At 27.5% G+C, this 26,793-nt stretch carries 25 protein-coding genes, 1 pseudogene and 1 other annotated feature; of the genes and pseudogenes, 24 read left to right on the top strand and 2 right to left on the bottom strand.

Features of this window, described 5'->3' with window-relative positions:
* Positions 1 to 104: 104 nt before the first annotated feature.
* The 21 genes and pseudogenes from NSA50_RS15220 to NSA50_RS15120 all read left to right on the top strand — a co-directional run.
* The gene (locus NSA50_RS15220) at positions 105 to 788 is read left to right on the top strand and encodes a hypothetical protein (protein ID WP_257446407.1); all 684 of its coding nucleotides are present in this window, start codon (positions 105 to 107) and stop codon (positions 786 to 788) included.
* Complete coding sequence (locus NSA50_RS15215; RefSeq protein WP_257446404.1) at positions 779 to 1,471, top strand: hypothetical protein; 693 nt, start codon at positions 779 to 781, stop codon at positions 1,469 to 1,471. Before NSA50_RS15220 ends, NSA50_RS15215 begins: the two co-directional genes overlap by 10 nt.
* 265 nt (positions 1,472 to 1,736) lie before the next feature.
* Complete coding sequence (locus tag NSA50_RS15210; protein WP_195262832.1) at positions 1,737 to 2,603, top strand: DegV family protein; 867 nt, start codon at positions 1,737 to 1,739, stop codon at positions 2,601 to 2,603.
* A 310-nt stretch (positions 2,604 to 2,913) separates the two neighbouring features.
* Positions 2,914 to 3,127: a binding site (T-box leader), on the top strand.
* Between the two features lie 158 nt (positions 3,128 to 3,285).
* Positions 3,286 to 3,951 carry an amino acid ABC transporter permease gene (locus NSA50_RS15205; protein WP_257446401.1) on the top strand — a complete coding sequence of 222 codons (666 nt, stop codon included), beginning with the start codon at positions 3,286 to 3,288 and terminating at the stop codon, positions 3,949 to 3,951.
* The gene (locus NSA50_RS15200; protein WP_257446398.1) at positions 3,932 to 4,606 is read left to right on the top strand and encodes an amino acid ABC transporter permease; all 675 of its coding nucleotides are present in this window, start codon (positions 3,932 to 3,934) and stop codon (positions 4,604 to 4,606) included. Before NSA50_RS15205 ends, NSA50_RS15200 begins: the two co-directional genes overlap by 20 nt.
* Before the next feature lie 9 nt (positions 4,607 to 4,615).
* Positions 4,616 to 5,362 (top strand): amino acid ABC transporter ATP-binding protein, encoded by a 747-nt coding sequence (locus tag NSA50_RS15195; RefSeq protein ID WP_306813958.1) that lies wholly within the window; start codon positions 4,616 to 4,618, stop codon positions 5,360 to 5,362.
* Between the two features lie 27 nt (positions 5,363 to 5,389).
* Positions 5,390 to 6,217: a cysteine ABC transporter substrate-binding protein gene (locus NSA50_RS15190; protein ID WP_257446396.1), complete on the top strand. Its 828-nt coding sequence runs from the start codon at positions 5,390 to 5,392 to the stop codon at positions 6,215 to 6,217.
* 191 nt (positions 6,218 to 6,408) lie between these two features.
* Positions 6,409 to 6,999: a protein kinase gene (locus NSA50_RS15185; RefSeq protein WP_257446394.1), complete on the top strand. Its 591-nt coding sequence runs from the start codon at positions 6,409 to 6,411 to the stop codon at positions 6,997 to 6,999.
* Positions 7,000 to 7,137: 138 nt separating this feature from the next.
* A complete protein-coding gene (locus NSA50_RS15180; RefSeq protein WP_257446392.1) occupies positions 7,138 to 8,094 on the top strand; it encodes a substrate-binding domain-containing protein in 957 nt (318 codons plus the stop codon).
* A gap of 19 nt (positions 8,095 to 8,113) precedes the next feature.
* Positions 8,114 to 9,580: a sensor histidine kinase gene (locus NSA50_RS15175; protein ID WP_257446390.1), complete on the top strand. Its 1,467-nt coding sequence runs from the start codon at positions 8,114 to 8,116 to the stop codon at positions 9,578 to 9,580.
* Positions 9,581 to 9,582: 2 nt separating this feature from the next.
* Positions 9,583 to 10,833 (top strand): response regulator, encoded by a 1,251-nt coding sequence (locus tag NSA50_RS15170; protein WP_257446388.1) that lies wholly within the window; start codon positions 9,583 to 9,585, stop codon positions 10,831 to 10,833.
* A 184-nt stretch (positions 10,834 to 11,017) separates the two neighbouring features.
* The gene (gene chvE / locus NSA50_RS15165; protein WP_374940978.1) at positions 11,018 to 12,115 is read left to right on the top strand and encodes a multiple monosaccharide ABC transporter substrate-binding protein; all 1,098 of its coding nucleotides are present in this window, start codon (positions 11,018 to 11,020) and stop codon (positions 12,113 to 12,115) included.
* Positions 12,116 to 12,225: 110 nt separating this feature from the next.
* A complete protein-coding gene (gene mmsA / locus NSA50_RS15160) occupies positions 12,226 to 13,761 on the top strand; it encodes a multiple monosaccharide ABC transporter ATP-binding protein (RefSeq protein WP_257446384.1) in 1,536 nt (511 codons plus the stop codon).
* Positions 13,762 to 14,976, top strand: coding sequence for a multiple monosaccharide ABC transporter permease (gene mmsB / locus NSA50_RS15155; protein WP_195262842.1), 1,215 nt, complete (start codon positions 13,762 to 13,764; stop codon positions 14,974 to 14,976).
* Positions 14,977 to 15,309: 333 nt separating this feature from the next.
* Entirely contained in the window at positions 15,310 to 16,605 is a 1,296-nt protein-coding gene (gene eno, locus NSA50_RS15150; protein WP_195262843.1) for a phosphopyruvate hydratase, read from the top strand.
* A 164-nt stretch (positions 16,606 to 16,769) separates the two neighbouring features.
* The gene (gene secG / locus NSA50_RS15145) at positions 16,770 to 17,000 is read left to right on the top strand and encodes a preprotein translocase subunit SecG (RefSeq protein ID WP_195262844.1); all 231 of its coding nucleotides are present in this window, start codon (positions 16,770 to 16,772) and stop codon (positions 16,998 to 17,000) included.
* A 76-nt stretch (positions 17,001 to 17,076) separates the two neighbouring features.
* The gene (locus NSA50_RS15140; RefSeq protein ID WP_195262845.1) at positions 17,077 to 17,454 is read left to right on the top strand and encodes a PH domain-containing protein; all 378 of its coding nucleotides are present in this window, start codon (positions 17,077 to 17,079) and stop codon (positions 17,452 to 17,454) included.
* 580 nt (positions 17,455 to 18,034) lie between these two features.
* On the top strand, positions 18,035 to 20,272 hold the full coding sequence (gene rnr / locus NSA50_RS15135; protein ID WP_195262846.1) for a ribonuclease R: 2,238 nt from the start codon (positions 18,035 to 18,037) through the stop codon (positions 20,270 to 20,272).
* 228 nt (positions 20,273 to 20,500) lie between these two features.
* Complete coding sequence (gene smpB / locus NSA50_RS15130; RefSeq protein ID WP_195262847.1) at positions 20,501 to 20,971, top strand: SsrA-binding protein SmpB; 471 nt, start codon at positions 20,501 to 20,503, stop codon at positions 20,969 to 20,971.
* Between the two features lie 150 nt (positions 20,972 to 21,121).
* Positions 21,122 to 23,023, top strand: coding sequence for a sigma-54-dependent Fis family transcriptional regulator (locus NSA50_RS15125; protein WP_195430167.1), 1,902 nt, complete (start codon positions 21,122 to 21,124; stop codon positions 23,021 to 23,023).
* 513 nt (positions 23,024 to 23,536) lie between these two features.
* Positions 23,537 to 23,866: pseudogene (locus NSA50_RS15120) on the top strand (iron-containing alcohol dehydrogenase); the annotation flags it as partial.
* 53 nt (positions 23,867 to 23,919) lie between these two features.
* Here the strand turns inward: NSA50_RS15120 and NSA50_RS15115 are convergent.
* Positions 23,920 to 24,999 carry a site-specific integrase gene (locus tag NSA50_RS15115; protein ID WP_257446376.1) on the bottom strand — a complete coding sequence of 360 codons (1,080 nt, stop codon included), beginning with the start codon at positions 24,997 to 24,999 and terminating at the stop codon, positions 23,920 to 23,922.
* Between the two features lie 266 nt (positions 25,000 to 25,265).
* On the bottom strand, positions 25,266 to 25,700 hold the full coding sequence (locus NSA50_RS15110) for a DNA-binding protein (RefSeq protein ID WP_257446374.1): 435 nt from the start codon (positions 25,698 to 25,700) through the stop codon (positions 25,266 to 25,268).
* A gap of 209 nt (positions 25,701 to 25,909) precedes the next feature.
* Between NSA50_RS15110 and NSA50_RS15105 the strand changes: the two genes are divergently transcribed.
* From NSA50_RS15105 to NSA50_RS15095, 3 genes are all read left to right on the top strand, one after another.
* Entirely contained in the window at positions 25,910 to 26,128 is a 219-nt protein-coding gene (locus NSA50_RS15105) for a DUF739 family protein (protein WP_257446370.1), read from the top strand.
* Between the two features lie 68 nt (positions 26,129 to 26,196).
* Positions 26,197 to 26,538 carry a MerR family transcriptional regulator gene (locus NSA50_RS15100; protein WP_257446367.1) on the top strand — a complete coding sequence of 114 codons (342 nt, stop codon included), beginning with the start codon at positions 26,197 to 26,199 and terminating at the stop codon, positions 26,536 to 26,538.
* Entirely contained in the window at positions 26,522 to 26,659 is a 138-nt protein-coding gene (locus tag NSA50_RS15095) for a hypothetical protein (protein WP_257446364.1), read from the top strand. Before NSA50_RS15100 ends, NSA50_RS15095 begins: the two co-directional genes overlap by 17 nt.
* Positions 26,660 to 26,793: the final 134 nt, after the last annotated feature.

The raw sequence follows: 26,793 nt of genomic DNA, 5'->3' as shown, positions 1-26,793 counted from the left end.
AAAACAATATTTGGTATAAATATGATATAATTAATTTTGAGTGATAGATTCTAAAAGAATACTATTTGGAATTATATTAATCATGAAATTTAGAAATAAAGGAGATGGGAAAAACGAAATTTATAGAGCAATATTTTAAGGGTGAATCAATAGTTTTAGAAGAATCAAATTTAAAAAGCTTCTGGTATGAATCTATGAAAAATATTACAATTGGCTTCATGTTTACTTTAATTACTTTTGATTTTTTTTATTTACAATATATTTTACCGTGTATAGGAGCAGTACTTTTATATATTGGATTTCACAACTTGCGAAAGGAAAATAAATCTCTTAACTTAGCTTGGATCTTTTCCATAATAAATATGATATTTCGAGTGTTAAATTTGATATATTTAAATACACCATTAAATGTTAACGTTAAAGGTATTGGTATATTAGCATTTGTATCTACAGTTTTTCAATTAAGTTTTCTTGTTATTTTTAGATTAGGTTTAAAGAAAATTTTTCAGGAATCAGGAGTTATCTTAAAAAAAGATATTATTTTAAGGATAATTATTTGGAGAATTGTAATTATTATTTGTGCATTAACAGAATTAGGACAAATTTGGGTTATATCTATTCCAATAATTATTTATTACTTTTATATATTTAAATCCTTATATAAATTAAGTTACGACATTGAAGCTATTATTTACATAGATTCGAGGAAGATTGAAATACTTAATAAGAAAAAGCTTACTTATACATATATGCTATTTTCTACTTTTGTAGTTGGAGTTTGTTGCTAGATTCAAGTGAGGTTATTTCTGTTAAGGAATTTGGATTTAGAAATACGCTGATTGATAAAGGAGTCCCAATAGAAATTGTTAAGGATATAGAAGACGAGGATATTAGTAAACTTAAAAATTTAATAAATATTGAAACTTTTAGTGAAGATTTAAAATTTAATTCTATTTTAAATGATTTTGGAATTGATGTTCAAGTAACAACTATATTTTTTGAACTTTATGGTAATGAAATGTATGCAATTGAATATTTTAACTGGGGGGAAGAAGGACCTTATTGGCAAGATGGTTTTGATATAAGTAACACAAGACCTTTAAAAGTTATAAATGGAAGATTATTATATGAAAAAGATGGGGTTAATTATTCAGCTGAAATACCTAGGTTAAATGGTGGAATGGTTACAAGTAGGGATATATTTGGAGATGAAAGGCAAGAAGAAAAAATTACAGGTGCTATAAATTATCCTTATAAATCTCAAAAACAAAGAGGGTATATTTTCTATAAAATAGATATTACTCAAGAATCTTTAGCTGGAACAAATATAGTAAATTATATGCATTATAATCATCCTTTTAGAATTCCTTATACTGAACCAGAAAAGAAAATTATAATGTTTAGTAATAAGTTAAGACAACATGGGACGAATTTTAGCACTAATCTAAGTAAGGAACTGTTTAGTAATTAAAAAATTTTTATTAATTATTGTTATTATGTATGCATAGTTTATTTAATTTAAAATACATAAGAAATTTGCAAATTTAAGGGCTAACGAATTATATTGTTTAGTATATTAGAGATGTATATCATCCTTTACTGACTTACTTTTGGGTTGACAATAAAGGTAATATATATCTATAGAATATTTTGATATTCAAAGGATTTGACAATGAAAAAATTTGAATGTATAATATCAATTACTAAAACGAAAGTAATTGTAGGAGTTGAATATTATGAAAGTTAGACTTATAACTGATTCAGCATGTGATTTGCCTTTAGATTATATTAAACAAAACAATATAGAAGTAGTACCACTTATGGTTAATATAAATGGAGAATTTATACCTGATGATCTAGGACAAACTTTAAAGCACCAAGATTTTTATAAAATGATAAAAGAAGGTGCAATGCCATCTACGACTCAAGTAAATGTTGGAACTTTTTTAGAAGTATTTAAGAAGTATGTAGAGCAAGGAGAGTCGATAATTTATATAGGATTATCTTCGGCACTAAGTGGAACTTATAATAGTGCGTATACTGCTAAAGAAATGATTTTAGAAGAATATCCAGAGGCGAATATAAAAGTTATTGATTCATTAAGTGTATCTCTTGGAGAAGGTTCTTTAGTTTATAAAGCAAATGAAATGATAAAAAATAATATAGATATTAATAAAATTGTAGAGTATATAGAATCTATTAAAAAGAAAGTTATTCATGCAATTACTGTAGATGATTTAAATCACTTAAAAAGAGGTGGACGTATTTCGGGTACAGTAGCAGCAGTAGGAGGATTACTTGGAATAAAACCAACTTTAAAAATAGATGATGATGGAAAAGTTATACCAGGAGATAAAATAAAGGGAAGAAAGAAAGCTTTAAAATCTTTAGTTCAGCAATTAAAAGAAAAAGCAATAAACCCGGAGGATCAAGTAGTATTTATATGTCATGCAGATTGTTTAGAAGATGCTGAAGATGTAAAAAGAATGATACTTGATGAAGTTAAGGTTAAAGATATTATCATTAATTCTATAGGTGCAGTAATAGGGACTCATGGTGGACCAGGAACTCTAGGAGTAGTATTTATAGGAAATAAAAGATAAAAGATTAATCGATTTATTTTTAATCCCATAAAAACAATTAATTTAAAATAAAGAGTTGCCTTTTGGCAGCTCTTTTATTTTGGGTTTAAGTTATAAAAAGTTTTTCTTTAAATGGCTTTTTATAATTTTTTTCTATACACGTGAACAATTTAATTATATAAACATACATTGAAATAAAATATTAGTAATAAAAATATAGAAACAAAAAATAATGGGGTAAAATGTTAAAAATAAAATGGTAGAAATAAATAATACGTATTGACAAATAAAACCAAGAGGGTATAATTTAATTAAACATATCGGAATAGTAGGAAAAGCTAAGATGAAGAAAGTAGTATATTAATAATGCTTACAGAGAGAAGGAATTGCTGAGATCCTTTAGCAAAGTAATATATGAATTGCACTTCGGAGTTTAAAATGTGAAATATAAGTAGTATTTTAACGGATCGCCGTTTATAGCGAATTTTTAAGGTGGAACTATGTTCAATTAGAGTGGAACCGCGGAGTATGACTTCGTCTCTTATAAAGTTGTAAGGGAGGAAGTTTTTTATTTATATAAATTACATTAGGAATATTATATTTAAATTTAATATAAATTTTGATAGGGTTAAGGTTTTAATATGTTTAAGTTGCTTTATCGTTTAGAAAGTGCATATTGAGTTATAAGATTTAGGGGGATTTTATGGAGTTAGATTTCAATTTTATTATCAGTAGTTTACCACATTTTTTTCAGGCAACAATCGTTACTATAAAATTAGCAATTATATCGATTATATTGTCCATTCTAATTGGATTAATAATAGAAGTGGCTAGATATTTTAATATAAAATTGCTAAATATAATATCAAAAGGATATATAGAGTTTTCAAGAAATACACCATTATTAATACAAGTATTTTTTCTTTATTATGGATTAACTAAGATAGGAGTAACCTTAAGTGGATTTACTTGTGGAGTAATAGGTTTATCATTTTTAGGTGGAGCTTATATGGCAGAATCCTTTAGAGGTGGAATAGATGCAGTTGCCAAAGCACAAATAGAAAGTGGACAAGCTTTAGGCTTAAGGAAAACACAGATTTTAACATATATAGTGATGCCAATGAGCTTTTCTATATCAATTCCATCCATAGTAGCTAATTGTATCTTCTTAGTAAAAGAAACATCTATTATAGGGTCAATAGCTGTTGCAGAGCTTATGTTTGTTACTAAGGATGTTATAGGAATGTACTATAAAACAAATGAAGCATTAATATTAGTTGTGATATTTTATCTTATAATATTACTTCCTATTTCAATAATCAGCAGGATATTAGAGAGGAGGTTAAGATATGGAGAATTTGGCAGGTAATATAATTTTTAATATAGATAACATGAAAAGACTCATGGAGGGGTTATTGGTAACATTAAATGTAGCTATTGTATCTGTTGTTTTATCAACTATATTAGGAGTTATATTTGGAATAATTATGACAAGTAAAAGAAAGTTTGTAAAGGTAATATCAACTATATATTTAGAGAGTATAAGAATAATTCCATTAATGGTGTGGTTATTTATTTTTTACTTTGGAGTACCTACATTTTTAAATGTTCATTTAGAATCTGCAATAGTTGGATATATTGTTTTTACTTTATGGGGAACAGCAGAAATTGGAGATCTAGTAAGAGGGGCAATTACTTCTATTCCTAAAATATATTATGAATCATCAAAGGCATTATCTTTGAATAAGATACAAACTTATAAGTACATTATTATTCCAATTAGTATTAGAAGAGTTCTGCCAGGTATTATTAATTTAAGCACTAGAATGATTAAAACTACAACATTAATGACTTTAATAGGTGCAGTTGATTTAGTAAAAGTTGGACAGCAAATTATAGAAAGAACAGTCTTAACAGAGCCACTAGCATCTTTTTGGATTTATGGACTATTGCTTACAATATACTTTTTAATTTGTTTCCCAATATCATTGGGAGCAAAGGCATTAGAGAAAAAACTAAACTAGGGGGACTTTATGAGTGAAGAAATATTGCTTAATGTAAAAAATATAAAGAAAAAATATGGAGAAATAGAAGCATTAAAAGGGATAGACTTAGAAGTTAAAAAAGGCGAAGTAGTAGTAATTTTGGGACCTTCAGGTTGTGGGAAAAGTACATTTTTAAGATGCTTAAATGGCTTAGAAGATATATCTGAAGGAGAAATCATCTTAAACAATTATGGGATTTTAGGTAAAGAGGTAGAATTTGAGAAGGTAAGAGGAACAATAGGAATGGTGTTTCAAAGCTATGAATTATTTCCTCATATGAATGTTATAAATAATATTTTGCTTGGGCCAACTAAGGCTCAAAATAGAAGTAAAGAAGAGGTTGAAAAAGAAGCTGATGAACTTTTAAAGAGAGTAGGATTATTTAATAGAAAATATGCATATCCAAGAGAACTTTCAGGAGGTCAAAAACAGAGAATTGCAATAGTTAGAGCTTTGTGCATGAATCCGGAGATAATGCTTTTTGATGAAGTTACAGCAGCATTAGATCCAGAAATGGTTAGAGAAGTTTTAATGGTATTATTAGAACTTGCACAAAATGGAATGACTATGGTTGTAGTTACTCATGAATTAGAATTTGCAAAACATGTGGCAGATAAAATTGTGTTTATGGAGGAAGGAAAAATAGTAGAAGAATCTTCTCCAAAAGAATTTTTTGAAAATCCAAAAACAGAAAGAGCAAAAAGCTTTTTATCATCATTTGATTTATATAAATAATTTAAAATAAGAAAGGGGCAGGTAAAAATGAAAAAATTTTTATCATTAATTTTAACATTAGTAATAGCATTGGGGGCATTAGTTGGATGTGGAAGTAAATCAGAAGAGAGTAAGTCATCAATAGATGCAATTAAAAAGGCAGGAAAAATAAGAATTGGAGTATTTAGTGATAAGCCACCATTTGGCTTTGTGGATGAAAAAGGAGCAAACCAAGGTTATGATGTTTATTTAGCAAAAAGATTGGCTAAGGATTTATTAGGAGATGAAAGTAAAGTTGAATTTGTATTAGTTGAAGCAGCAAACAGAGTAGAATACTTACAATCAAATAAAGTTGATATAATCTTAGCTAACTTTACAGTTACAGCAGAAAGAAAAGAAAAAGTAGATTTTGCAACTCCATATATGAAAGTTTCATTAGGAGTAGTTTCACCAGATGGGGCACCAATAAAATCAGTAGATGACCTAAAGGGAAAGAAACTATTAGTTAATAAGGGAACTACAGCTGAAAGCTATTTTACAAAAAACTATCCTGATATTGAACTAGTTAAATTTGAACAAAATACTGAAACATTTGCTGCATTAAAGGATGGAAGAGGTGCTGCATTAGCACACGACAATACTTTATTATTTGCTTGGGCAAGAGAAAATGAAGGTTATGATACTTATATTTCAAGTTTAGGCGAAGAGGATGCAATAGCACCAGCTGTTAAAAAAGGAGACACAGAGTTATTAGAATGGCTTAATAAAGAAATAGATGAGCTTACTAAAGAAGGATTTTTTAAGGAAGCTTATGATACAACTCTAGCACCAATATACGGAGATACTGTAAAACCAGAAACAGTAATATTTAATTAAATATGAATATAACGGCAAAGATAAATTGATATGTTCCATTTATCCTTGCCAATTTATATTTGTTATTTAATTAATGTGGAGAAGTAAAATAGTGAAAGAAACTTTTTCTTTATAAATAAAAGCAGAAACTTGTGATAATATCTACGTATAAGTAATAATATATAATAATAATATTTTTATGGGAGAGTTATATGGCTAGGACTTATTCTTATTCAGCAGATTTTGATGCTGAAACTGAAGAGCTTTTTAAGGAAGCCGTTTTTCTTGGTGAAGGTCATAATGGTATTGTTTATGAGTTACCCGGTAATAAAGCAGTAAAGATATTTCAAGAAGCAAAATGTTGTAAGGAAGAAGGGGAGATACTTAAAAAAGTAAGTAGGTCTAAATATTTTCCAAGGGTATATAATGTAGGTAAGTTTTATATAGTAAGAGATAAGGTTGAAGGACATAGGTTAGACCATTACATCAAGAAGAAAGGTTTTAATTATGAAATTTCAGAAAATCTATATTATTTAATAGAAGAATTTAAAAGACTTAAATTCACTAAATTAGATGCTAGATGTAGAGATATTTACATAACAAGTGATAATAAGGTTATGGTTATAGATCCAAAGCAATGTTATAAAAGAAAGGTACATTATCCAAGGCATCTAATGAAGGGACTTGATAAAATTGGAGTGTTGGAAAGTTTTTTAGAGGATATTAGATTAATTGATAAAAAAGTTGCAAGAGAGTGGGAAAAGAAATATAAGCAATACTTACAAAATGGTGAATTAGAGTAAAAAAGAGTCTAGACAGGCTCTTTTTTGTTCTTGATGGGGGATATATTTTTTGATTACAAGGAGTACTATTAAATAAGTTGGTTATGTTATAATATTTATATAAAATGTATAAATTATTATATTTAGGTGGAAGTTTATATGAGGAAATTTCTTAGATTGGCTAGATGCTTTATTTTTATAGGTATTTTTTTTGCTTTAGTTTTCGGCGTGAAGGATATATTAAAAGAACAAGAGAATTATGATGAGGAACTAAAGAATAAAATAGTATTAATTTCACATGTATATTCAAACCCATATTGGCAGGATATAAAAAATGGTGCAGAAAAAGCTGCAGAAGATAAAAATATTATAGTTGAATTTCAAGGACCTGATTATGCTAGTATAGAAGAGGGGATAAGGCTTATTAATATGGCATATGCATCTAATGTTAGCGGAATAATAACATATGTTCAAGATGGAAATAGTTATAATTCAATTATTAATAAAATAATAGATAATAATATACCTATTGTTACTATAGATTCTGATGCTGAAAAAAGTAAACGTTTATCCTATGTTGGAACAGATAATGTTAATGCAGGCAAAGTTGGAGCAAAAGAGATGATTAGACAAGTAGGAACAGAGGGGAATATTGGAATAATATTAGGTGGTATGGAAGTTAAAAATCAAGTTGAAAGAGTTACAGGATTTACAGAATATATTAAAGAAAATTCTAACTTAGATATCACAAATATTGAGTCTTCAGATTCATATTTATTACAAGCAGAATTAGCAGCCAAAAAAATATTAACTGATAATCAAGACATTAAAGCTATATTTTGTACTTCGGCACAGGATGGAATAGGTGCGGCTAAAGTTGTTAAGAGTATGGGATTGGTGGGAATTGTTAAAATAATATGCTTTGATGCATTGCCTGAAACATTAGAATTAATAAGAGATGGAACAATAAGTGCTACAGTTGCACAGAATCCTTATATTATGGGAGAAGAAGCTGTTAATACTATAGTGAATATATTAGAAGGTAATAAAGTTAAAGAACTTCAATTAATTGATGTTGAAGTAATTAATGATAGAAATATAAATGATTATGATTAATCAGGGAGAAATCAATAAAATGAAAAGTCTAAGGAGTAAAATAATAGTATTTGTAATAATTATAATCATACCTTTGGTAACTAGTAATGTAATATCATTAATTATTAGTAAGAAAATAAATAAGAATTATAGCATTATGTTGTATAAACTAAATACAGCTAATGATATAAAAAATCTTTTAAATGAATCATTTAATTATTTTAATGAGCACTTTCAAACAAGTGATAAGGAATCTAAAAAGATATATGAAAATAATATATCTAAGGCTATAAGTAAAATTGAATCATTGAAAGCTAGCTCTGATATAGAAAGTAGATATATATTAAGAGATTTGCTTAATACAATTAAGAGTTACAAAACAGAAGGAGATAAAACTATAGAGTTATTTGATAATCAAGGAGCTATTGACGCATATTATAATAACTATATGTCGACTAGAGATACATTATCTTATTGTAATTCATTTATTGCAAAACTAAATGAAAGTTATATAAAAACAAATAATATTATATATAATGACAGTAAGAAAAAAGAAACAGAATTATATAGGCTTTTAAGTTTGTTTATAACAATAACCATATTTATAAGCGCAGTTTACACAATACTTTTTATAAAAGACATATTAAATAAACTTCAGATATTAGTTGATTCAGCTAAGAACGTATCAAATGGTAATTTTAATAGAATTAAAGCTGAAGATACAGAGATATATGAAATTGATATTTTATATAAAGCTTTTGATAAAATGATAATAGATTTAAAAGGGTATATAAAGTCACTTAAAGAAAATGCTAAGCTAGAAGCGAAGCTAAGGGATGATGAAGTAAAAATATTAAAATATGAAAATGCATTAAAATTATCACAATTGAAGGTATTACAATCACAAATAAATCCACATTTTCTATTTAATACTTTAAATTGTATAAATCAAATAGCTATAAGTGAAGGTGCATATAAAACAGAGGAGCTAATAACAGCTGTATCGGGGATACTTAGATATAGTTTAAGTATGATGGAGAGAAATGCAACTTTAGAAGATGAAATAAACGTGGTCAAGCAGTATATATTTATTCAGAAAGTAAGGTATGATGATAGATTAGTTTTCAATTTAGATATAAATTGTTACATAGGAGATATATTAGTCCCAGGGATGACTTTACAGCCTTTTGTAGAAAATGCATTTATTCATGGAATAGAACCTAAGGAAGAGGGGGGATATATTAGTATTAAAATATATAATGAACCAGAGCAATATAAGGTTATTATTGAGGATAATGGATGTGGAATAGATAAAGAATCATTAAATGAAATACGTTTTGGAGATAGGGAAAGACAACATACAGGTCATACAACAGGGCTAGGTATCAAAAGTGTAGTTAGTAGATTAGAAATATTATACGGTAGAAATGATATGTTTTATATAAGCAGCAAAGAAGGAGAAGGCACAAAAGTATTTTTGAATATTCCAATTGAGGGGTTGAAATAATCATGTTAAAAATTCTTATAGCTGATGACGAAAAGTATGAAAGAGACTCTATAGTAAATCTTATAGAAGAAAATTTTAAAGAGAAACTCACTATAGCACAAGCAAAAAATGGAAGAGAGGCAATTGAAATTGCAGAACAAATTAGACCAGAAATAGTAATAATGGATATTAAAATGCCAGGGATAAATGGTATTAAAGCAATTGAAGAAATAAAAAAGACAGCAGTTAATACTTATTTTATTATGTTAACAGCATATGATTACTTTGATTTTGCAGTGGAAGCTGTTAAATTAAATGTAAAGGAATATTTATTGAAGCCTTTTATCAGAATGGAGTTAATAAAAAAAATTAATGATGCAATAGAAACTGTAGAAAAAGAAAAAGCTAAAAGAAAAAATGATATAGAGAACGAAGAAAAAATTAATAATTTGATTGGAGTACTTGAAAATGAATTAAGTTACAATATTATAAATAATACACTAGATGGGATTGATTGTAATATGTATATAAGTTACCTGAATTTGAATTTAGATAGTGCTTTTTCGATTATTATAAAAATATTAGCAAGTAACTATAATAATATCTTAAAGAGAAAAATATGGGAATATGTAATCGAATTTTTAAAGCTAAAGTATAAAGTAATAGGAACATACAGGTTTACGGAAGATTTAGTTTATTTTATTCAAACTGAAAGATATTTTAATGCATATGAAGAAACAATAGCAAATATAAAAATAGCTAATGATATAAAAAGAGAAGTAGATAGACATTTTAATGTTTCAATAAAAATAGGAATTGGAAATTGTTATAGCGGAATTAATTATATGAGTAAATCTTATGAAGAAGCTAATAGAGCTGTTAATTCTAATATTGGAAATGATATAATCCATATTAATAATATTATTAACTATGATAAAGATAAAAGTAATGATAATGATAAAGTTAAGCTTTTTAGAAAGGTTGAGGAATATATTATAAGCAATATAAAAGAAGAGTTAAGTCTTGAAAGCATTGCTAAAAATTTCAATTTGAGTTCTTGCTATTTTAGTAGAAACTTTAAGGAGTTTATAGGATGTAATTTATCTGACTATATAAATTCATTGAGGATAAAAAAGGCAAAGGAATTATTAAATAACAATGAAATGAGTATTAAGGAAATAGGGTATGAGGTAGGATATAGTGATCCTAATTATTTTAGTAAAGTATTTAAAAAATATGAAGGATATTCACCAACAGAATATAAATTTAAATAATAAAAATACTATAGGATTATTCTTATAGTATTTTTTTGTTTTTTTATAGTAAAAATTTGCATTATTTATAGCAAGTTTATCAAGTGAAAAGGCAAGTAATTACATTGAGTTAAACGTATACAAAGGCTAAGATGGTTATGTGATAAATTAAAAATAAATTATAGGGGGAGTCAAAAAAATGAAGATTAAAAAAATCATTGCATTAGGCTTAACTGCAGCTTTAATGTCCTTTGCTATAGGTTGTACATCAAAATCACAAAGTAGTGATAATACTAATGAAGGTAATAAAAAAGAATCCTTAATAGGTGTTGCAATGCCTACACAATCTCTTCAAAGATGGAATCAAGATGGATCTAATATGAAATCAGAACTTGAAGGAAAAGGGTACAAGGTCGATTTACAATATGCAAATAACGATGTAAATACTCAAGTTCAACAAATAGAAAATATGATAACAAAGGGATGCAATATTTTAGTAATAGCATCTATTGATGGTTCTGCATTAACTGATGTATTAAGTAAAGCAGCTGATAATGATATAAAGGTAATAGCATATGACAGATTAATTATGCAATCTGAAAATGTAGATTATTATGCTACTTTTGATAATTTTAAAGTAGGGGTTACTCAGGGCGAATATATAGAAGAAAAATTAGATTTAAAAAATTCAAATGGACCTTTTAATATTGAATTATTTGCTGGTGCTCCAGATGATAACAATGCAACTTTTTTCTTTAATGGAGCAATGAGTATATTAAAACCTTATATAGATAGCGGTAAATTAGTAGTTCCAAGTGGACAAAAGGAATTTACAGAAGTAGCAACTCAAAGCTGGGACTCAGCAAAGGCACAAGCAAGAATGGATAATATAATTACTGCTAATTATGCTAGTGGTAAAAAGTTAGATGCAATTTTATCATCAAATGATAGCGTTGCTATAGGCGTTGTTGCGTCTCTTCAAAATGCTGGTTATGGTTCAGCAGATAAGCCTTATCCAATATTGACTGGACAAGACTGTGATAAACCAAATGTAATAGCAATGATAAATAAGCAACAATCTATGTCTGTATTTAAAGATACAAGAACGCTTGCTAAAAAAGTTGTTGAAATGGTAAATGCTTTAGTTGATGGAAAAGAAGCAGAAGTAAATGATACAAAAACATATGATAACGGTGCAAAAGTAGTTCCATCATTCCTTTGTGACCCTGTAAGTGTTACTGTAGACAATTATAAAGCAACTTTAATTGATAGTGGATATTATCAAGAGTCCGATTTAAAGTAAAAAATAAATTCATATCCTGAAATAAATTTATTAGCTATAGCTGAATGTAATTTATATTTCAGCTATAGCAATATATTCATGGAAAATGGAGATAGAGGGGAGGAGAGTAGATGAAAAAAGTCATTTTAGAAATGAAGAATATAACAAAAACTTTTCCAGGTGTTAAAGCTTTAGATAATGTAAATCTTAAAGTAACAGAAGGAGAAATACATGCACTAATTGGAGAAAATGGCGCTGGAAAGTCAACTCTTATGAATGTACTTAGTGGAATATACAATTATGGAACATATAGTGGAGATATAATTTTTAATGAGGAATTATGTAAGTTTAATAATATAAAAGATAGTGAAAAAAAAGGGATAGTTATAATCCATCAAGAATTAGCCTTGATACCCGAGTTGTCTATATCAGAGAATATATTTCTTGGTAATGAAAGAGCAAATGGGCTAATGATAAATTGGAGACAAACAGATATAGAGGTATTAAAAATGTTAGCAAGAGTTAAATTAGAAGAAAATGTTCATACAAAAATTAAAAATATTGGTGTTGGTAAGCAGCAACTAGTAGAAGTGGCAAAAGCTTTAGCAAAAGATGTTAAACTATTAATTCTTGATGAGCCTACAGCTGCATTAAATGATAAGGATTCAGAAAGTCTACTTCAACTTTTATTAGAATTAAAGAAAGATGGAATTACATGTATTTTAATTTCTCATAAGCTAAATGAACTTTTAAGAGTAGCAGATAATATAACAATTCTTAGAGATGGATCAACTATACAATCAATGAAGAATGATGGAAGTATTGACGAGAATGACATTATTAAATGTATGGTTGGAAGAGAACTTACTAATAGATATCCTAGTCACGAATCTAATATAGGAGAAGTTATTTTTGAAGTTAAGAATTGGAATGTTTATGATCCTATTATAGATGGTAGAAGGATTATTAAGGATGTGAATCTAGACATAAAAAAAGGAGAAATAGTTGGGCTATCAGGATTAATGGGAGCTGGAAGAACTGAGTTTGCTATGAGTATTTTTGGAAAGGCTTATGGCAGAAATATAAGCGGAACTATAATCAAAAATGGAAAAGAAATTAAGTTAAATAATATTAGAGATGCTATAGATTCAGGGCTAGCTTATGTAACAGAAGATCGTAAGACAGCAGGACTTAATTTAATTGATAGTATAAAAAATAATATATCAATAGCAAAAATTAAAAAGCTTAGTAAAATGCAATTTATAAATGATAATGAAGAAATAGGAGTAACAGAAAATTTTAGAGAAAAACTTAATATTAAATCTCCTTCAATAATACAAAAGGCTGGAAATTTGTCTGGTGGTAATCAGCAAAAAGTTGTTTTAAGTAAATGGATATTTACTGATCCAGATATATTAATATTAGATGAACCAACAAGAGGAATAGATGTAGGAGCAAAGTATGAAATATATAAAATAATAAATGACTTAGCGGACTCCGGAAAATCTATCTTAGTAATTTCATCAGAGCTTCCTGAAATATTAGGTATATGCGATAGAGTATATATAATGAATTCTGGAAGAATTGTTGGAGAATTGTCAGTTAGTGAAGCATCTCAAGAAATTATAATGAAATGCATAATGGATAGTAATAAGGAGGTAGTTTAAATGCAATTAGATAAAAATGTAGAATTAAAAGTCAAGCAAACTTTAGGGGAATCATTAAAGACAATATTTAAAGACAATGTAAGACAATATACAATGCTTATAGCATTAGTTGTAATTATAGTTTTATTTCAAATTTTAACAAAAGGAATACTTTTAGTACCGATGAATGTAACTAATTTGATTCTTCAAAACAGTTATGTTTTTATTTTATCGATTGGTATGACATTATGTATAGTATCTAGTGGGAATATAGACCTTTCGGTTGGGTCTATAGTTGCCTTTATTGGTGCACTTGCTGGTATACTTATTATTAACAATAAAATGGCGTTATTCCCAGCAATATTAATTTGTTTAGCTGTAGGATTATTAATAGGAATATGGCAAGGATTTTGGATAGCATATATTAGAATACCAGCATTTATTGTAACACTTTCAGGAATGTTGTTATTTCGAGGATTGACTGTAAAGATGCTTCAAGGATTAACATTAAGTCCATTTCCAAAGTCATTCCAAGCTATAAGTGGAGGATTTTTTCCAGATATATTTAAAAACAGTAATATAAATATTACAACTATTATTGTAGGTATATTAGTTTCTATTATATATGTATATATAGAATTTAAAAACAGAGCTGAAAGAGAAAAATATAATTTTGATGTTCTTCCATTACCATTATGCATAGCTAAGATTATATTAATAGTATCAGCAACTATGTTAGTAACTTATTGGCTTGCTGTATATAAAGGAATTCCAATAATGTTTGCAATTATAGGCATTTTAGTATTTCTTTATACTATAATTACTTCTAAAACGATACCAGGAAGATATCTTTATGCTATGGGTGGAAATGAAAAATCAGCAAAACTTTCAGGAATAAATACTAATAAAGTTTTATTCTTAGTATATGTTAATATGGCTGTACTTTCTGCAATAGCTGCTATAAGTTTCACATCAAGATTGAATGCTGCCTCACCTCAATCTGGACTAAACTTCGAATTAGATGCAATAGCTGCATGTTATATTGGAGGTGCATCAGCTTATGGTGGTATAGGTACAGTTATTGGAGCTATAGTTGGCGCATTAGTTATGGGTGTTTTAAATAATGGTATGTCAATTTTAGGTGTAGGTAGTGATATGCAAATGGCTATAAAGGGTTTAGTACTTTTATTAGCAGTAGCATTTGATGTATTTAGCAAGAGGAAAGCAAAAATTTAAAATCTATAATTATAAAATTATCCAAACCATATAAATAAAAAGCTTAGATATTCTGAGCTTTTTTTAATTTGTAACACTTATCATAAATATTATAATAAAAAAATTCCTTTTAAATGATTACAGCCACAAATAAATATTGAAAATTATGGTCAAAGTGGTATAATGATATTGAAAATGTGATAATGATTATTATTTGCTAAAAAATGTTATTTTTTTCAGAAAAATCTATATGTATATCTTTTTATGAATAAATTATTACTCATAAGAAATAATATAAAGGTATGGATATAGGCGAAAGAAATTATACATTTCAAATATAAGGAGGAAAAAGTAATGAAAAATTATTGTGAAATAGTAGACGTTGTAGCAAGACAAATTCTTGACTCAAGATGTTTCCCTACAGTAGAAGTTGAAGTATACTTAGAAGATGGTACTGTAGGAAGAGCAGCAGTTCCATCAGGAGCATCAACTGGTATGTATGAAGCAGTTGAATTAAGAGATGGAGATAAAGATAACTACCTAGGAAAAGGTGTTTTAAAGGCTGTTCAAAACGTAAATGATACAATTGCAGAAGAATTAATTGGATGCAACGTATATGATCAACCATATATAGATAAAATGCTTATCGAATTAGATGGAACTCCAAACAAAGCAAAATTAGGTGCTAACGCTATATTAGGTGTTTCACTTGCTGTTGCTAATGCAGCTGCAAAATCATTAGATTTACCATTATACCAATATGTAGGTGGAGTAAATGCAAAAGTTTTACCAGTACCTATGATGAACATAATCAATGGTGGATCACATGCTGATAACTCAGTTGATTTACAAGAATTCATGGTTATGCCAGTTGGAGCTAAAACATTTAGCGATGCATTAAAGATGTGTGCTGAAGTTTATCATACATTAAAGAAAACTTTACATGATAAAGGATATTCAACAGCTATCGGTGATGAAGGTGGATTTGCTCCAAACCTTAAGTCAAACGAAGAAGCGATTGAAGTTATTATAGAAGCTATAACTAAAGCTGGTTACAAAGCTGGAGAAGATATGTTCATCGCTATCGATGCTGCTTCATCAGAATACTACAAAGATGGAAAGTATGTATTAGAACATGAAGGAAAAACTTTAACTGCAGCTGAAATGGTTGACTTCTTAGAAAACTGGGTTAACAAATACCCAATTATCTCAATCGAAGATGGTATGGCTGAAGAAGACTGGGAAGGTTGGAAGCTAATAACTGAAAGATTAGGTAAGAAAGTTCAATTAGTTGGTGATGACTTATTCGTTACTAACACTGAAAGATTAGAAAGAGGAATCGACATGGGAGTTGGTAACTCAATCCTAATCAAGTTAAACCAAATCGGTACTTTAACAGAAACTTTAAATGCTATCGAAATGGCTAACAGAGCTGGTTATACAGCAGTTATTTCTCACAGATCTGGTGAAACAGAAGATACTACAATTGCTGATTTAGTTGTAGCTGTTAACGCTGGTCAAATCAAGACTGGTGCTCCTGCAAGATCTGAAAGAGTTGCTAAGTACAACCAATTAATAAGAATTGAAGAAGAATTAGACGATGTAGCTGAATACAGAGGAAGAAAAGCATTCTTCAACATCAAGAAATAATTAAATTGTAATATATAAGGATAAGATTTTATAATCTTATCCTTATTTTTATAAGGGATTGTAAGGGATAATTTTGTAACTATTGACTTGTAATGTAGCATTTAATATGATAATATAAAGTTATGTAAATATGACCGTTTTGAGTAATCATGGGAGGTATAAGAATGAAAGATGTTTTATTAGTATTAGAAGTGATCTTAGGGTTAGCAATCATAATATCAGTATTATTACAACCAAGTAAAACAGATGCATTAAGTGGACTTATTCAAGGAAGTAAAAATGAAACTTTCTTTTCAAAGAATAAAGCTAGAACAAAGGAAGCTATGCTATTAAAAGTAACAATTGTAACAATGACTTTATTTGCTGTGAATACAGTAGTATTAAACTTAATATAATGTTATAACAAGAGCTGCTTTTTATAATAGGTAGCTCTTTTATACTATTTTATCTTAAAATAAAGGGAGTGTTTTTATGGGTATATTTAATGGATTAATGGGAAATGCCTCAGAAGTTAATTTAGAAGCTTTAAAAAAAGAATATGGAAAAATATTAGCATCATCAGAAACTATAGAAAAAGCTTATAAACTAGTAAGAGATACGTTTATTTTCACAAATAAAAGACTTATTTTAGTTGATAAGCAAGGTGTTACTGGAAAGAAAACAGAATATCATTCAATCCCATATAAATCAATAACTCATTTTAGCATTGAGACTGCTGGACATTTTGACTTAGATGCAGAATTAAAAATATGGATTTCTGGAACAGCCCTTCCAATAGAAAAGCAGTTCAACAGCAGCTTAAATATTTATGAGTTACAAACTGTATTAGCTGAATATTGCTTAAGATAAATGGGATAAGTGAAAGAATGAAAAATGAAAAAAGTTTAGGAAATAATTCGCTTGCGTTAAATTATGGAAAGTCAGCTGTTTGTAGAATAAATTTACAAATGAGTAGAATGTTAATTCATAATAGATAATTTAAGCAAAATGAATTATATGGAAAAGTGAAGGAATAATTAATAGTTGGTAATTGGTGTGGACAATTGACAATGGGGTTGTTGATTGTCTGTTTTTTTGATTAAATATAAATTGGTAAATAAAACCCTAATAGGAAAATGGGTGAAATTAATAAAAGTGTTTCGGAAGTGTGTAATATCAAGGGAAGATGGATAAACTAGAGAAGGATGAAGAAGTTAAGGGTAAAATAATTAATAATGAAAGAATTAGCAAATAATTCATCTAGGGTGAATTATAAAATGGATCTGACTGTAGATTAATTTACAAATAGCCAAGAATTAATGATATATTATTTTATTTTACAAATGATATAGATTTTAAATTATACATATAATAAATGTATAACTTACTTATAAAATCAGATTAGAAATAGATTTTTAAATAAATTGAATTATATGGAGGAAACGTATATATGGGAATTAAACAGACGTTATTAAGTTTTATGAGAGAGGAAGCATACAGACCAATGGATATTCAAGAGTTGGTTGCTGTATTTGATATAAATCCTGATGAATATAAATCTTTTAAGAAAGTTCTAAAATCAATGGAAAGGGAAGGCCTAATTGTTAGGACAAAGAAAGATAAGTTTGGTGTGCCTGAAAGACTTGGTTTAATAACTGGTAAGTTACAAGTGCATCAAAAAGGATTTGGATTCTTACTTCCAGATACTGAGGGAGAAAAAGATGTTTTCATACCAAGTTCATCTATGAGTGGTGCTATGAATGGAGATAAGGTGTTAGTTCAAATAACAAGAGAAGATTTAAATGGTAAAAAGAGAGAAGGAGAAGTAAGAGAAGTTTTAGAAAGATCTAATACTAAAATTATAGGGGTATATGAAGATAGTAGAAACTTCGGATTTGTTGTTCCAGAAGATACAAGATTAAATCAAGATATCTTTATATCTAAAAAAGATAGAAATGGAGCACAAGATGGAGATGTAGTAATTTGTGAAATAGTTAAATGGGCAGATAAAAGAAGAAGTCCTGAAGGTATAGTAAAAGAAGTTTTAGGTAAAAAGGGAGATAAGGGGTTAGATATTCTTACAATAATTAAGAAGTATGGATTACCAGAAGAGTTCCCAGAAAAGGTTCTAAATTATGCAGAAAACATTGAAGAAGAAATAGATTCTAAGGAATATGCAAGAAGAAAAGATCTTAGAAATTTAAGAATGGTAACAATAGATGGAGAAGATGCTAAGGACTTAGATGATGCTGTTTCAATAGAAAGACTTGATAATGGTAAATTTAGATTAGGAGTTCACATTGCAGACGTATCTCATTATGTAAGAGAAAAGAATCCTTTAGACAAAGAAGCTTTAAAAAGAGGTACTTCAGTATATTTAATAGATAGAGTAATTCCAATGTTACCTAAGAAGTTATCAAATGGTATTTGTTCATTAAATCCTAAAGTAGATAGATTAGCTTTAAGCTGCTTTATGGTTATTGATAAGAGTGGAAAAGTAATTCAACATGAAATAGAAGAAACAATTATAAAAACTAGTGAAAGAATGACATATACAGATGTAACAAAGATTTTAGAAAATAATGATGAAGAACTTATTAAAAGATATGATTACTTAGTGGATGATTTTAAGGCTATGGAAGAGTTATGCAACATTCTTCGTGAAAAGAGAATGAAAAGAGGCGCTATTGACTTTAACTTTGAAGAATCAAAAATTATATTAAATGACTTAGGTAAACCAGTAGATATTAAGCCTTATGACAGAGCTATTGCAAATAGAATAATAGAAGAATTCATGCTTGTATGTAATGAAACAATAGCTGAGCATATGTTCTGGACTAATTTACCATTTGTATATAGAATTCACGAAGAGCCAGATGAAGAAAAGTTAGAAAAGTTTAAAGAGTTTGTATATAACTTAGGTTATATTGTAAGATGGGGTCAGGAAGCTCATCCAAGAGCTCTTCAAGATATATTAGAAAAAGTAAAAGGTAAAAAGGAAGAAACAGTAGTAAGTACTCTTTTATTACGTTCAATGATGCAAGCTAAATACTCACCAGAATGTGTAGGACACTTTGGTCTTGCAGCTAAGTATTATTGCCACTTTACATCACCAATAAGAAGATATCCAGATTTACAAATCCATAGGATTATAAAAGAACAATTAAATGGAAAGATAGATGAAAAGAGAGCAGGAAGATTAACTAATATAGTTGAAATAGCATCAAAACAATCATCAGAAATGGAAAGATTAGCTCAAGAAGCAGAAAGAGAAGTTGATGATTTAAAGAAAGCAGAATATATGCAAGAAAGAATTGGAGAAGAATTTACAGCTATTATATCTTCAGTTACATCCTTTGGTTTATTTGCAGAATTACCAAACACAATAGAGGGATTAATTCATATAACAGCTTTAGATGATGATTACTATATTTATGATGAAGCCCATTTATGCTTAATCGGTGAAAGAACTAAAAAGGTTTATAGACTAGGTGATGAAATCAAAGTTAAATGTACTAGAGTTGATATAGACAACAGAGAAGTCTATTTTGATTTAATTGAAGAAGAACAACCTAAGGAAGAAATAGTACCTAGTGAAAAGCTTAGTGAAAAAATTCAAGAAGCAAAAGATGAAATAAAAAATGAACTAGTTAATGAAGATGATAATGAAGATAGTGAAGAACTGTAATAAATTGCGAAGCAATTGATAATTGATAATTGACAAGTGATAATTGATAATTAAGAATGTTTTGAACAGCAAAACTTAAATTGGTGTGCAGCACCTTTATTTTAAAAATATTTAGGGTTTTTTTCCTTAATTGTCAATTGTGCATTATCAATTATCCATTAAAAAAAATGTTCACATTTTTTTACTATTTTGTTATACTAAAAGAAAAATAAAATGAGTGGTGAGAATATGGTAAGGAAGAAAAATAGTAATACATTAGCTGAAAATAGAAAAGCTAGGCACGATTATTTTGTAGAAGAAACCATAGAGGCTGGAATAGCTTTAGTTGGAACTGAAGTTAAATCAATAAGAGCAGGAAAATGTAATTTAAAAGAATCTTACGCAGATGTAGAAAATGGTGAAATTACTATAAAAGGTATGCACATAAGTCCTTATGAACAAGGAAATATATTTAATGTTGATCCATTAAGGGAAAGAAAGCTTTTACTTCATAAGGAGCAAATATCAAGATTTGCAGGACTTGTAGCACAACAAGGATTTACTTTAATACCATTATCATTATATTTAAAAGATGGTAAGGTAAAGGTTGCACTTGGATTGTGTAGAGGTAAAAAGAATTATGATAAGAGAGATTCTATGTTAGAAAAAGCTCATAAGAGAGATATAGAAAGACAATTAAAGAACTCTACAAGATACTAAAAAATCAAATTTTAATGACTATAATTGTAATTTTTTATAAAAATACAATTATAGTCATATTATTTTGTAGAAAATTTATCAATCTAATAGTAAACTTATATTATACGGTATAAAGATTAAAGTAAAACAATGGTTAAGAGGTATAGAGTTATGTATAATAAAAGTTTATTAATCGAAAACTCGCATAAAAGAAGTGAAGATTACGGAGTTGAAAAAAGTAGCAATCATTCAAGAACCATGTTAAATGGAGAAGCGCTTAAAAAAGTACTAGAGATAAATAAAGAATTAATAGAAATATCAAAACCCTATATAGATATGGTAGTTGAGTCTGTAGAAGATAATGACTTTATCATAATTTTAACAGACAATAATGGATGCATACTTTATATAAGGGGAGCTGATTCAATAAAGGATGAACTTGAAAAGTTAAATTTAAAAGTTGGAGCCTATATGGATGAGAAAAATATAGGTACTAATGCAATGGGGACAGCAATAACAGAAAATAGATGTCTTCAAATAACTGCAAATGAGCATTATGCTACTATATTTCAAGGATTAACTTGCTCTGCAGCACCTATCCATAATAGTAAGTGTGAAATAATAGGAACTTTAAATTTAACAGGAAAAAGTAATATGAAACACCCTCACACCTTAGGATTAGTTATTTTTGGAGTTACAGCAATAGAAAACGAACTTTACAGAATAAAAACTAATTATATCTTAAATCAAACCTATAATTATATGAAAACTGTTATAGAAAATGTTGATAAAGGAATAATGATTATTGACATACATGGAAAAATAATAAACATAAATGAATTAGGATTAAATATTTTAGATAAAAGAAATCAAAACCTAATTAATGAAGACATAAATCATATTATCCCCAATTTTAAAAACATAGTAAGCAGAATATCAAAGAATAGTGAAACTATAACAAAAGAAATAAAGCTAAGTCATGCAAGCAAATATAAGACTGAAATTATTCTTAAAGGAATCAAATGTAATGAAAAAATAATAGGGATTGTAGCAACATTAACAAAGATAAAAGAAAAAAATAAAGAAAGTAATTTTACAGGGGCATTTTTTACTTTCAATGATATTATAGGAGAAAGTGATGCTATAAAAAATGTTATAACAAATTGTAAGATTATAGCTAATAGTCCTTCAACGGTATTAATTAATGGAGAAAGTGGGACAGGCAAGGAAATACTAGCGCAATCTATTCATAATTATAGTATAAGAAAAAATAATAAATTTATAGCTATAAATTGTGGAGCCATACCTGCTAATATAATTGAAAGTGAACTTTTTGGATATGAAGATGGAACTTTCACTGGAGGAAAAAAAGGCGGAAAGATAGGAAAAATTGAAATTGCTAATGGTGGAACATTATTTTTAGATGAAATAGGTGAAATGCCATTGGATATGCAAGTGAAACTACTTAGAGTTCTTCAAGAAGGGAGAGTTGCTAGACTTGGAGGAAGCATGGAAATTCCTGTAGATATTAGAGTGATAGCTGCAACAAATAAAGATTTAAAGAAAGAAGTTAAAAAAGGAACTTTTAGAGAAGATTTATATTATAGATTATGTGTAATTCCAATAAAATTACCACCTCTTAGAGAAAGAAAAGGGGATATAAGAAAGCTTATTGAATATTTCCTTAGCATGAAATCAATAGAATTAGAAAAAGAAATTCCTGAAATAACTAAGGAATTATTTAATAGGTTACTTGGATATAATTGGCCAGGGAATATAAGACAATTAGAAAACTGTATAGAAAATATAGTTAATTTAAATGGTGAGTTATCAGATGATATATTAGAAGAATCAGAAGAAAAAAGAAATGAAATATTAGATATAGATAGCAAAGATATTGTTTTTGACGGAGAAAAGGAAAAATGCTTTAACTTAGAGGAAATTGAAAAAGTAACTATAAGAAATGCTATAGAGCATAATAAATATAATATGACTAAAACAGCGAAAGTATTGGGAATAAGCAGAAATACACTTTACCTTAAAGTTAAAAAATACAATATTAATATTAACTAATAAATTGCTAATGTAAAGGCTAAGATAACTAGATATGTTCCATAAGCTAATAGCTGCACAAAGAAGTACTAGGTTCGAAAAAACTACTACGCCAAGAGTTTTGGTTAACTCGCTGCGCTCAAACAAACCAACAATACTAAGGCCTAGTAGTTATTCCTTCACCAAGTACTTCTAATTGTTCGCTATATGCTTATTACACATATTTTATTTATCTTAGCCAACTTATATTTTGCTACTTCAAATAATTAAATAAAGAATTAATACATATAATTATGTTTATTCTCAATTTATTTTAAAACGTAAGATAATAAGACGGTGTCCTAAAGTAGAGCAGTAAAAAATATTTAAACTGATTTATTTTAGGACATATTTATTTTAAAGCGTGCATACTATTTACAGGAAGGTAAATGATTTAACAACATTGTTAAATTATAAACACTTGGCATGATTTTTGCTTATTATATTTATGTAAATAAGTAAGAAATAAATTATATAACTTTTAGGAGGTTTATTATGGCACGTTTTACATTACCAAGAGATTTATATCATGGGGAAGGATCTTTAGAGGTATTAAAGACATTAGAAGGAAAGAAGGCATTTGTTGTAGTTGGTGGAGGCTCAATGAAGCGCTTTGGATTCTTAGATAAAGTTGAAACATATTTAAAGGAAGCTGGAATGGAAGTTGAACTTTTTGAGGGAGTTGAACCAGATCCATCAGTAGAAACTGTTATGAGTGGAGCAGAAGCAATGAGAAGATTTGAACCAGATTGGATCGTTGCAATGGGAGGAGGATCACCAATAGATGCTGCAAAAGTAATGTGGATTTTCTATGAAAATCCAGATTATTATTTATAAAAGGCTATTTTGCAAGGATTATAACTTTTCGTCAAAAAACGTCAAAAATTATTTGAAAAAATTTTTTCAATTTTTTTAGAAGCTAAATTCATCATATCATCTGTTACATGCGAATAAGTATCTAATGTTTGTTTTATATCATGTCCTAGAATTTTGGCGATTGTTTTAAAGTCTACTCCGTTGTGGATTAATAAAGTAGCATATGTATGTCTTAACTCATGTATAGATATATCTGAATATTTTTTTAGTTTAGGATTTAAATACTTTTCTATAGAGGAATTATTAAAAGGTGCAATTCTATTGTCGAATGAAATAGGTGTTAATAATTTATACTCTTTTAAAGTTTTTACAAATTCTTTACTAACAGGAATAGTTCTATTAGAATTTTTACTTTTTAATTCACCAAATCCATAATAACCATTTTTTAATAGTTTCCATTGTTTATTTATTGATAATGTTAAATTTTTTTCATCTAAATCTAGCCAAGTTAATCCTAAAATTTCTCCACATCTTAAACCTGTATTAGACGCGATATATGCGACTATATAGAATTTATTATTTTTAAGCTTTTTTAATAAATGATCTAACTCTTTTTTTGTTAAAGCTTTTTTTATAGTGGTATTTTTATTTATTGGTAGTTTCAATTTTTTTGTAGGGTTTATATAAATAGGATTATAAGTTTCTATATAGTATTCAAATTCTAAAGAAATTCTTGATATATAGCTTTTTATAGTTGCATTTTTAAGTTCTTTTTTTATTAAATTATCAATACATTTTTGGATATCAATATTTTTAATATTATCAACTTCATAGTTTTCTAATGTAGAAAAGCAAGAATAAGCATTTTTATATCCTTTTATAGTATTAAATTCTTTATATAGCTTAATATGTTCTATAAAATTATAGTGAAGTGATTTAAATGTTAAAGATTCAACTTGAATAGAATTAATATTTTTAAGTTGTTTTTTTAAATCTTTTAGAGTTTTTTCAGCAAATGGTTTTGCTTCTTTTTTTGTTTTAAAACCTTGCTTGCTTTTTTGTTTCCATTTTCCATTTAGTTTGTAAGATATAATAAATTGCCAGCCTTTATCTTTTTGTCTGTAGGTTATAGTATAATTCATAATAACAATCTCCTTTGATAAAATTAACTTATATTAACTATTTGAATTTAGTTAATATAAGTTGATGAGAGAAAAATAAATTTTTTATAATGCTCAATAGATTTTAATATGAATTTTTGAATGTTAAATAGTTTTAAATTGAATTTGATGAATTTATTAAATTATTATATAAAAATCTATGAGCATTTAATTTTTGATTAGTATAATTGTCTATGTTTATAGTATTTATTTTTAGATTTAAAATTTTATAATTGGTAGATAGTATTTTATTTATTAATAAGTTCGGAGAACTTAAATTTAATAAATGATTCTGTGAAGCTTTCAAGTTCTTTTAAATCAGATAAAGTTATTTCATATTTATTTTTTTTTGTTTCTAATAGTAAATTTTGTTTTGATTTATCATTTGTAATTTTATATCCTAAATCATATATATATTGGTTTAGATTTGGATTTATAGTACTAATATTATTAGGCTGACTATAAACAATTTTATTTCTGTCCATTGGTACATCATATCCCATTAGCCAAGTTTCATTAACATTTAAAGCCATTCCTAGCATTGCTAGTTTTTCTTGACCAGGTTTGACTGTACCTGATAAGTATTGGCTTATATCAGATTTATTCATTTTCACATTGTATTTTTTGCAGAAGGGTTTTGCAAGTTCTAGTAAATCAACTTGTCTTAAGTGCCTTTCGTTCATTATTTTTTTTAATCGAGTTGAAGTATTTTCAATCATATAATCAAATCCTTTCATATATAGTATATATCTTTTTGAATTTAAGTTCAATGGAAAAAACAAAATAGTTAAAAAAATTGAATAAAAGTATTGACGGTTTTATTTGGATATGATATTATAATATTGTTCAAAAAATTGAACTAAAACTGATTGATATTATAAGGAGGAACAAAATGCAATTTGATTATAGTAAACTTAGAGGCAGGATAATTGAGAAACATAAAACCCAAAATGAATTTTCTAAGATATTAGGAGTATCAGAAAGAACATTATCATTAAAGTTAAATAATAAAATATTTTTTTCACAAGATGAAATTATTAGAATTTCAGAGCTTTTAAGTATTGGAGAAGATAAAATACAAAAATATTTTTTTGATAAAAAAGTTCAATAATTTGAACTGGATATTCTGTATGTTTATTGGAAAATCTTTATTTTAAAGATTTTAGTATGGAGATTTTGATGGAACAAGTATTGATAAGTAGAAAAGAACTTAGTGAGAGATGGGGAGTAACAGTTCGGACAATTATAAATTATGAAGAAAATGGGCTTATAACAAGGAATCCTCATTTTGACAAGCCAATGTATTACTTGGAAGAGATTCAGAAAATAGATAGATATAAGGCTAATCCATTATCTCATTTTGAGAGAAAAAGATTAGAGAAAGAAAATAGAGATTTAAAAGAGAGACTTAATCTTTTTCAAAATATATTAACAAAGATAATAAGTGTTGGAAGTGAAAGTATGAATTTGTTAACTAGTTTAAGGGTGGAAGAGAGGGGAATTAATGAGATTGACATATAGAAGATATGTAAAATTAAAGGTTATAGGGTGGTCAGATAGACAGATAATGAAAATATGTAAAGTTAGTTATAATGAACTTCGCTATTTTAAAGAAGGACATAAGAAAGTTTTAAATATATAAAAGGTGCTTTGATGTAGTACAAGCTTTTATATAAGGAGTTGATGTTGTGAATCAATATAAAATATTTTTATCTGCTATAGATACAAAGATAAAGGATAGATCAAGACTTAGAATTGACCTTTATGGAGATATGA

Origin of the sequence: Clostridium mucosae (genome assembly GCF_024622765.1) — a bacterium.
Taxonomy (GTDB): Bacteria; Bacillota; Clostridia; order Clostridiales; family Clostridiaceae; genus Clostridium.
The sequence above is the reverse complement of the archived record's forward strand: the minus strand, read 5'-3'. Positions and strand labels throughout refer to the sequence as shown.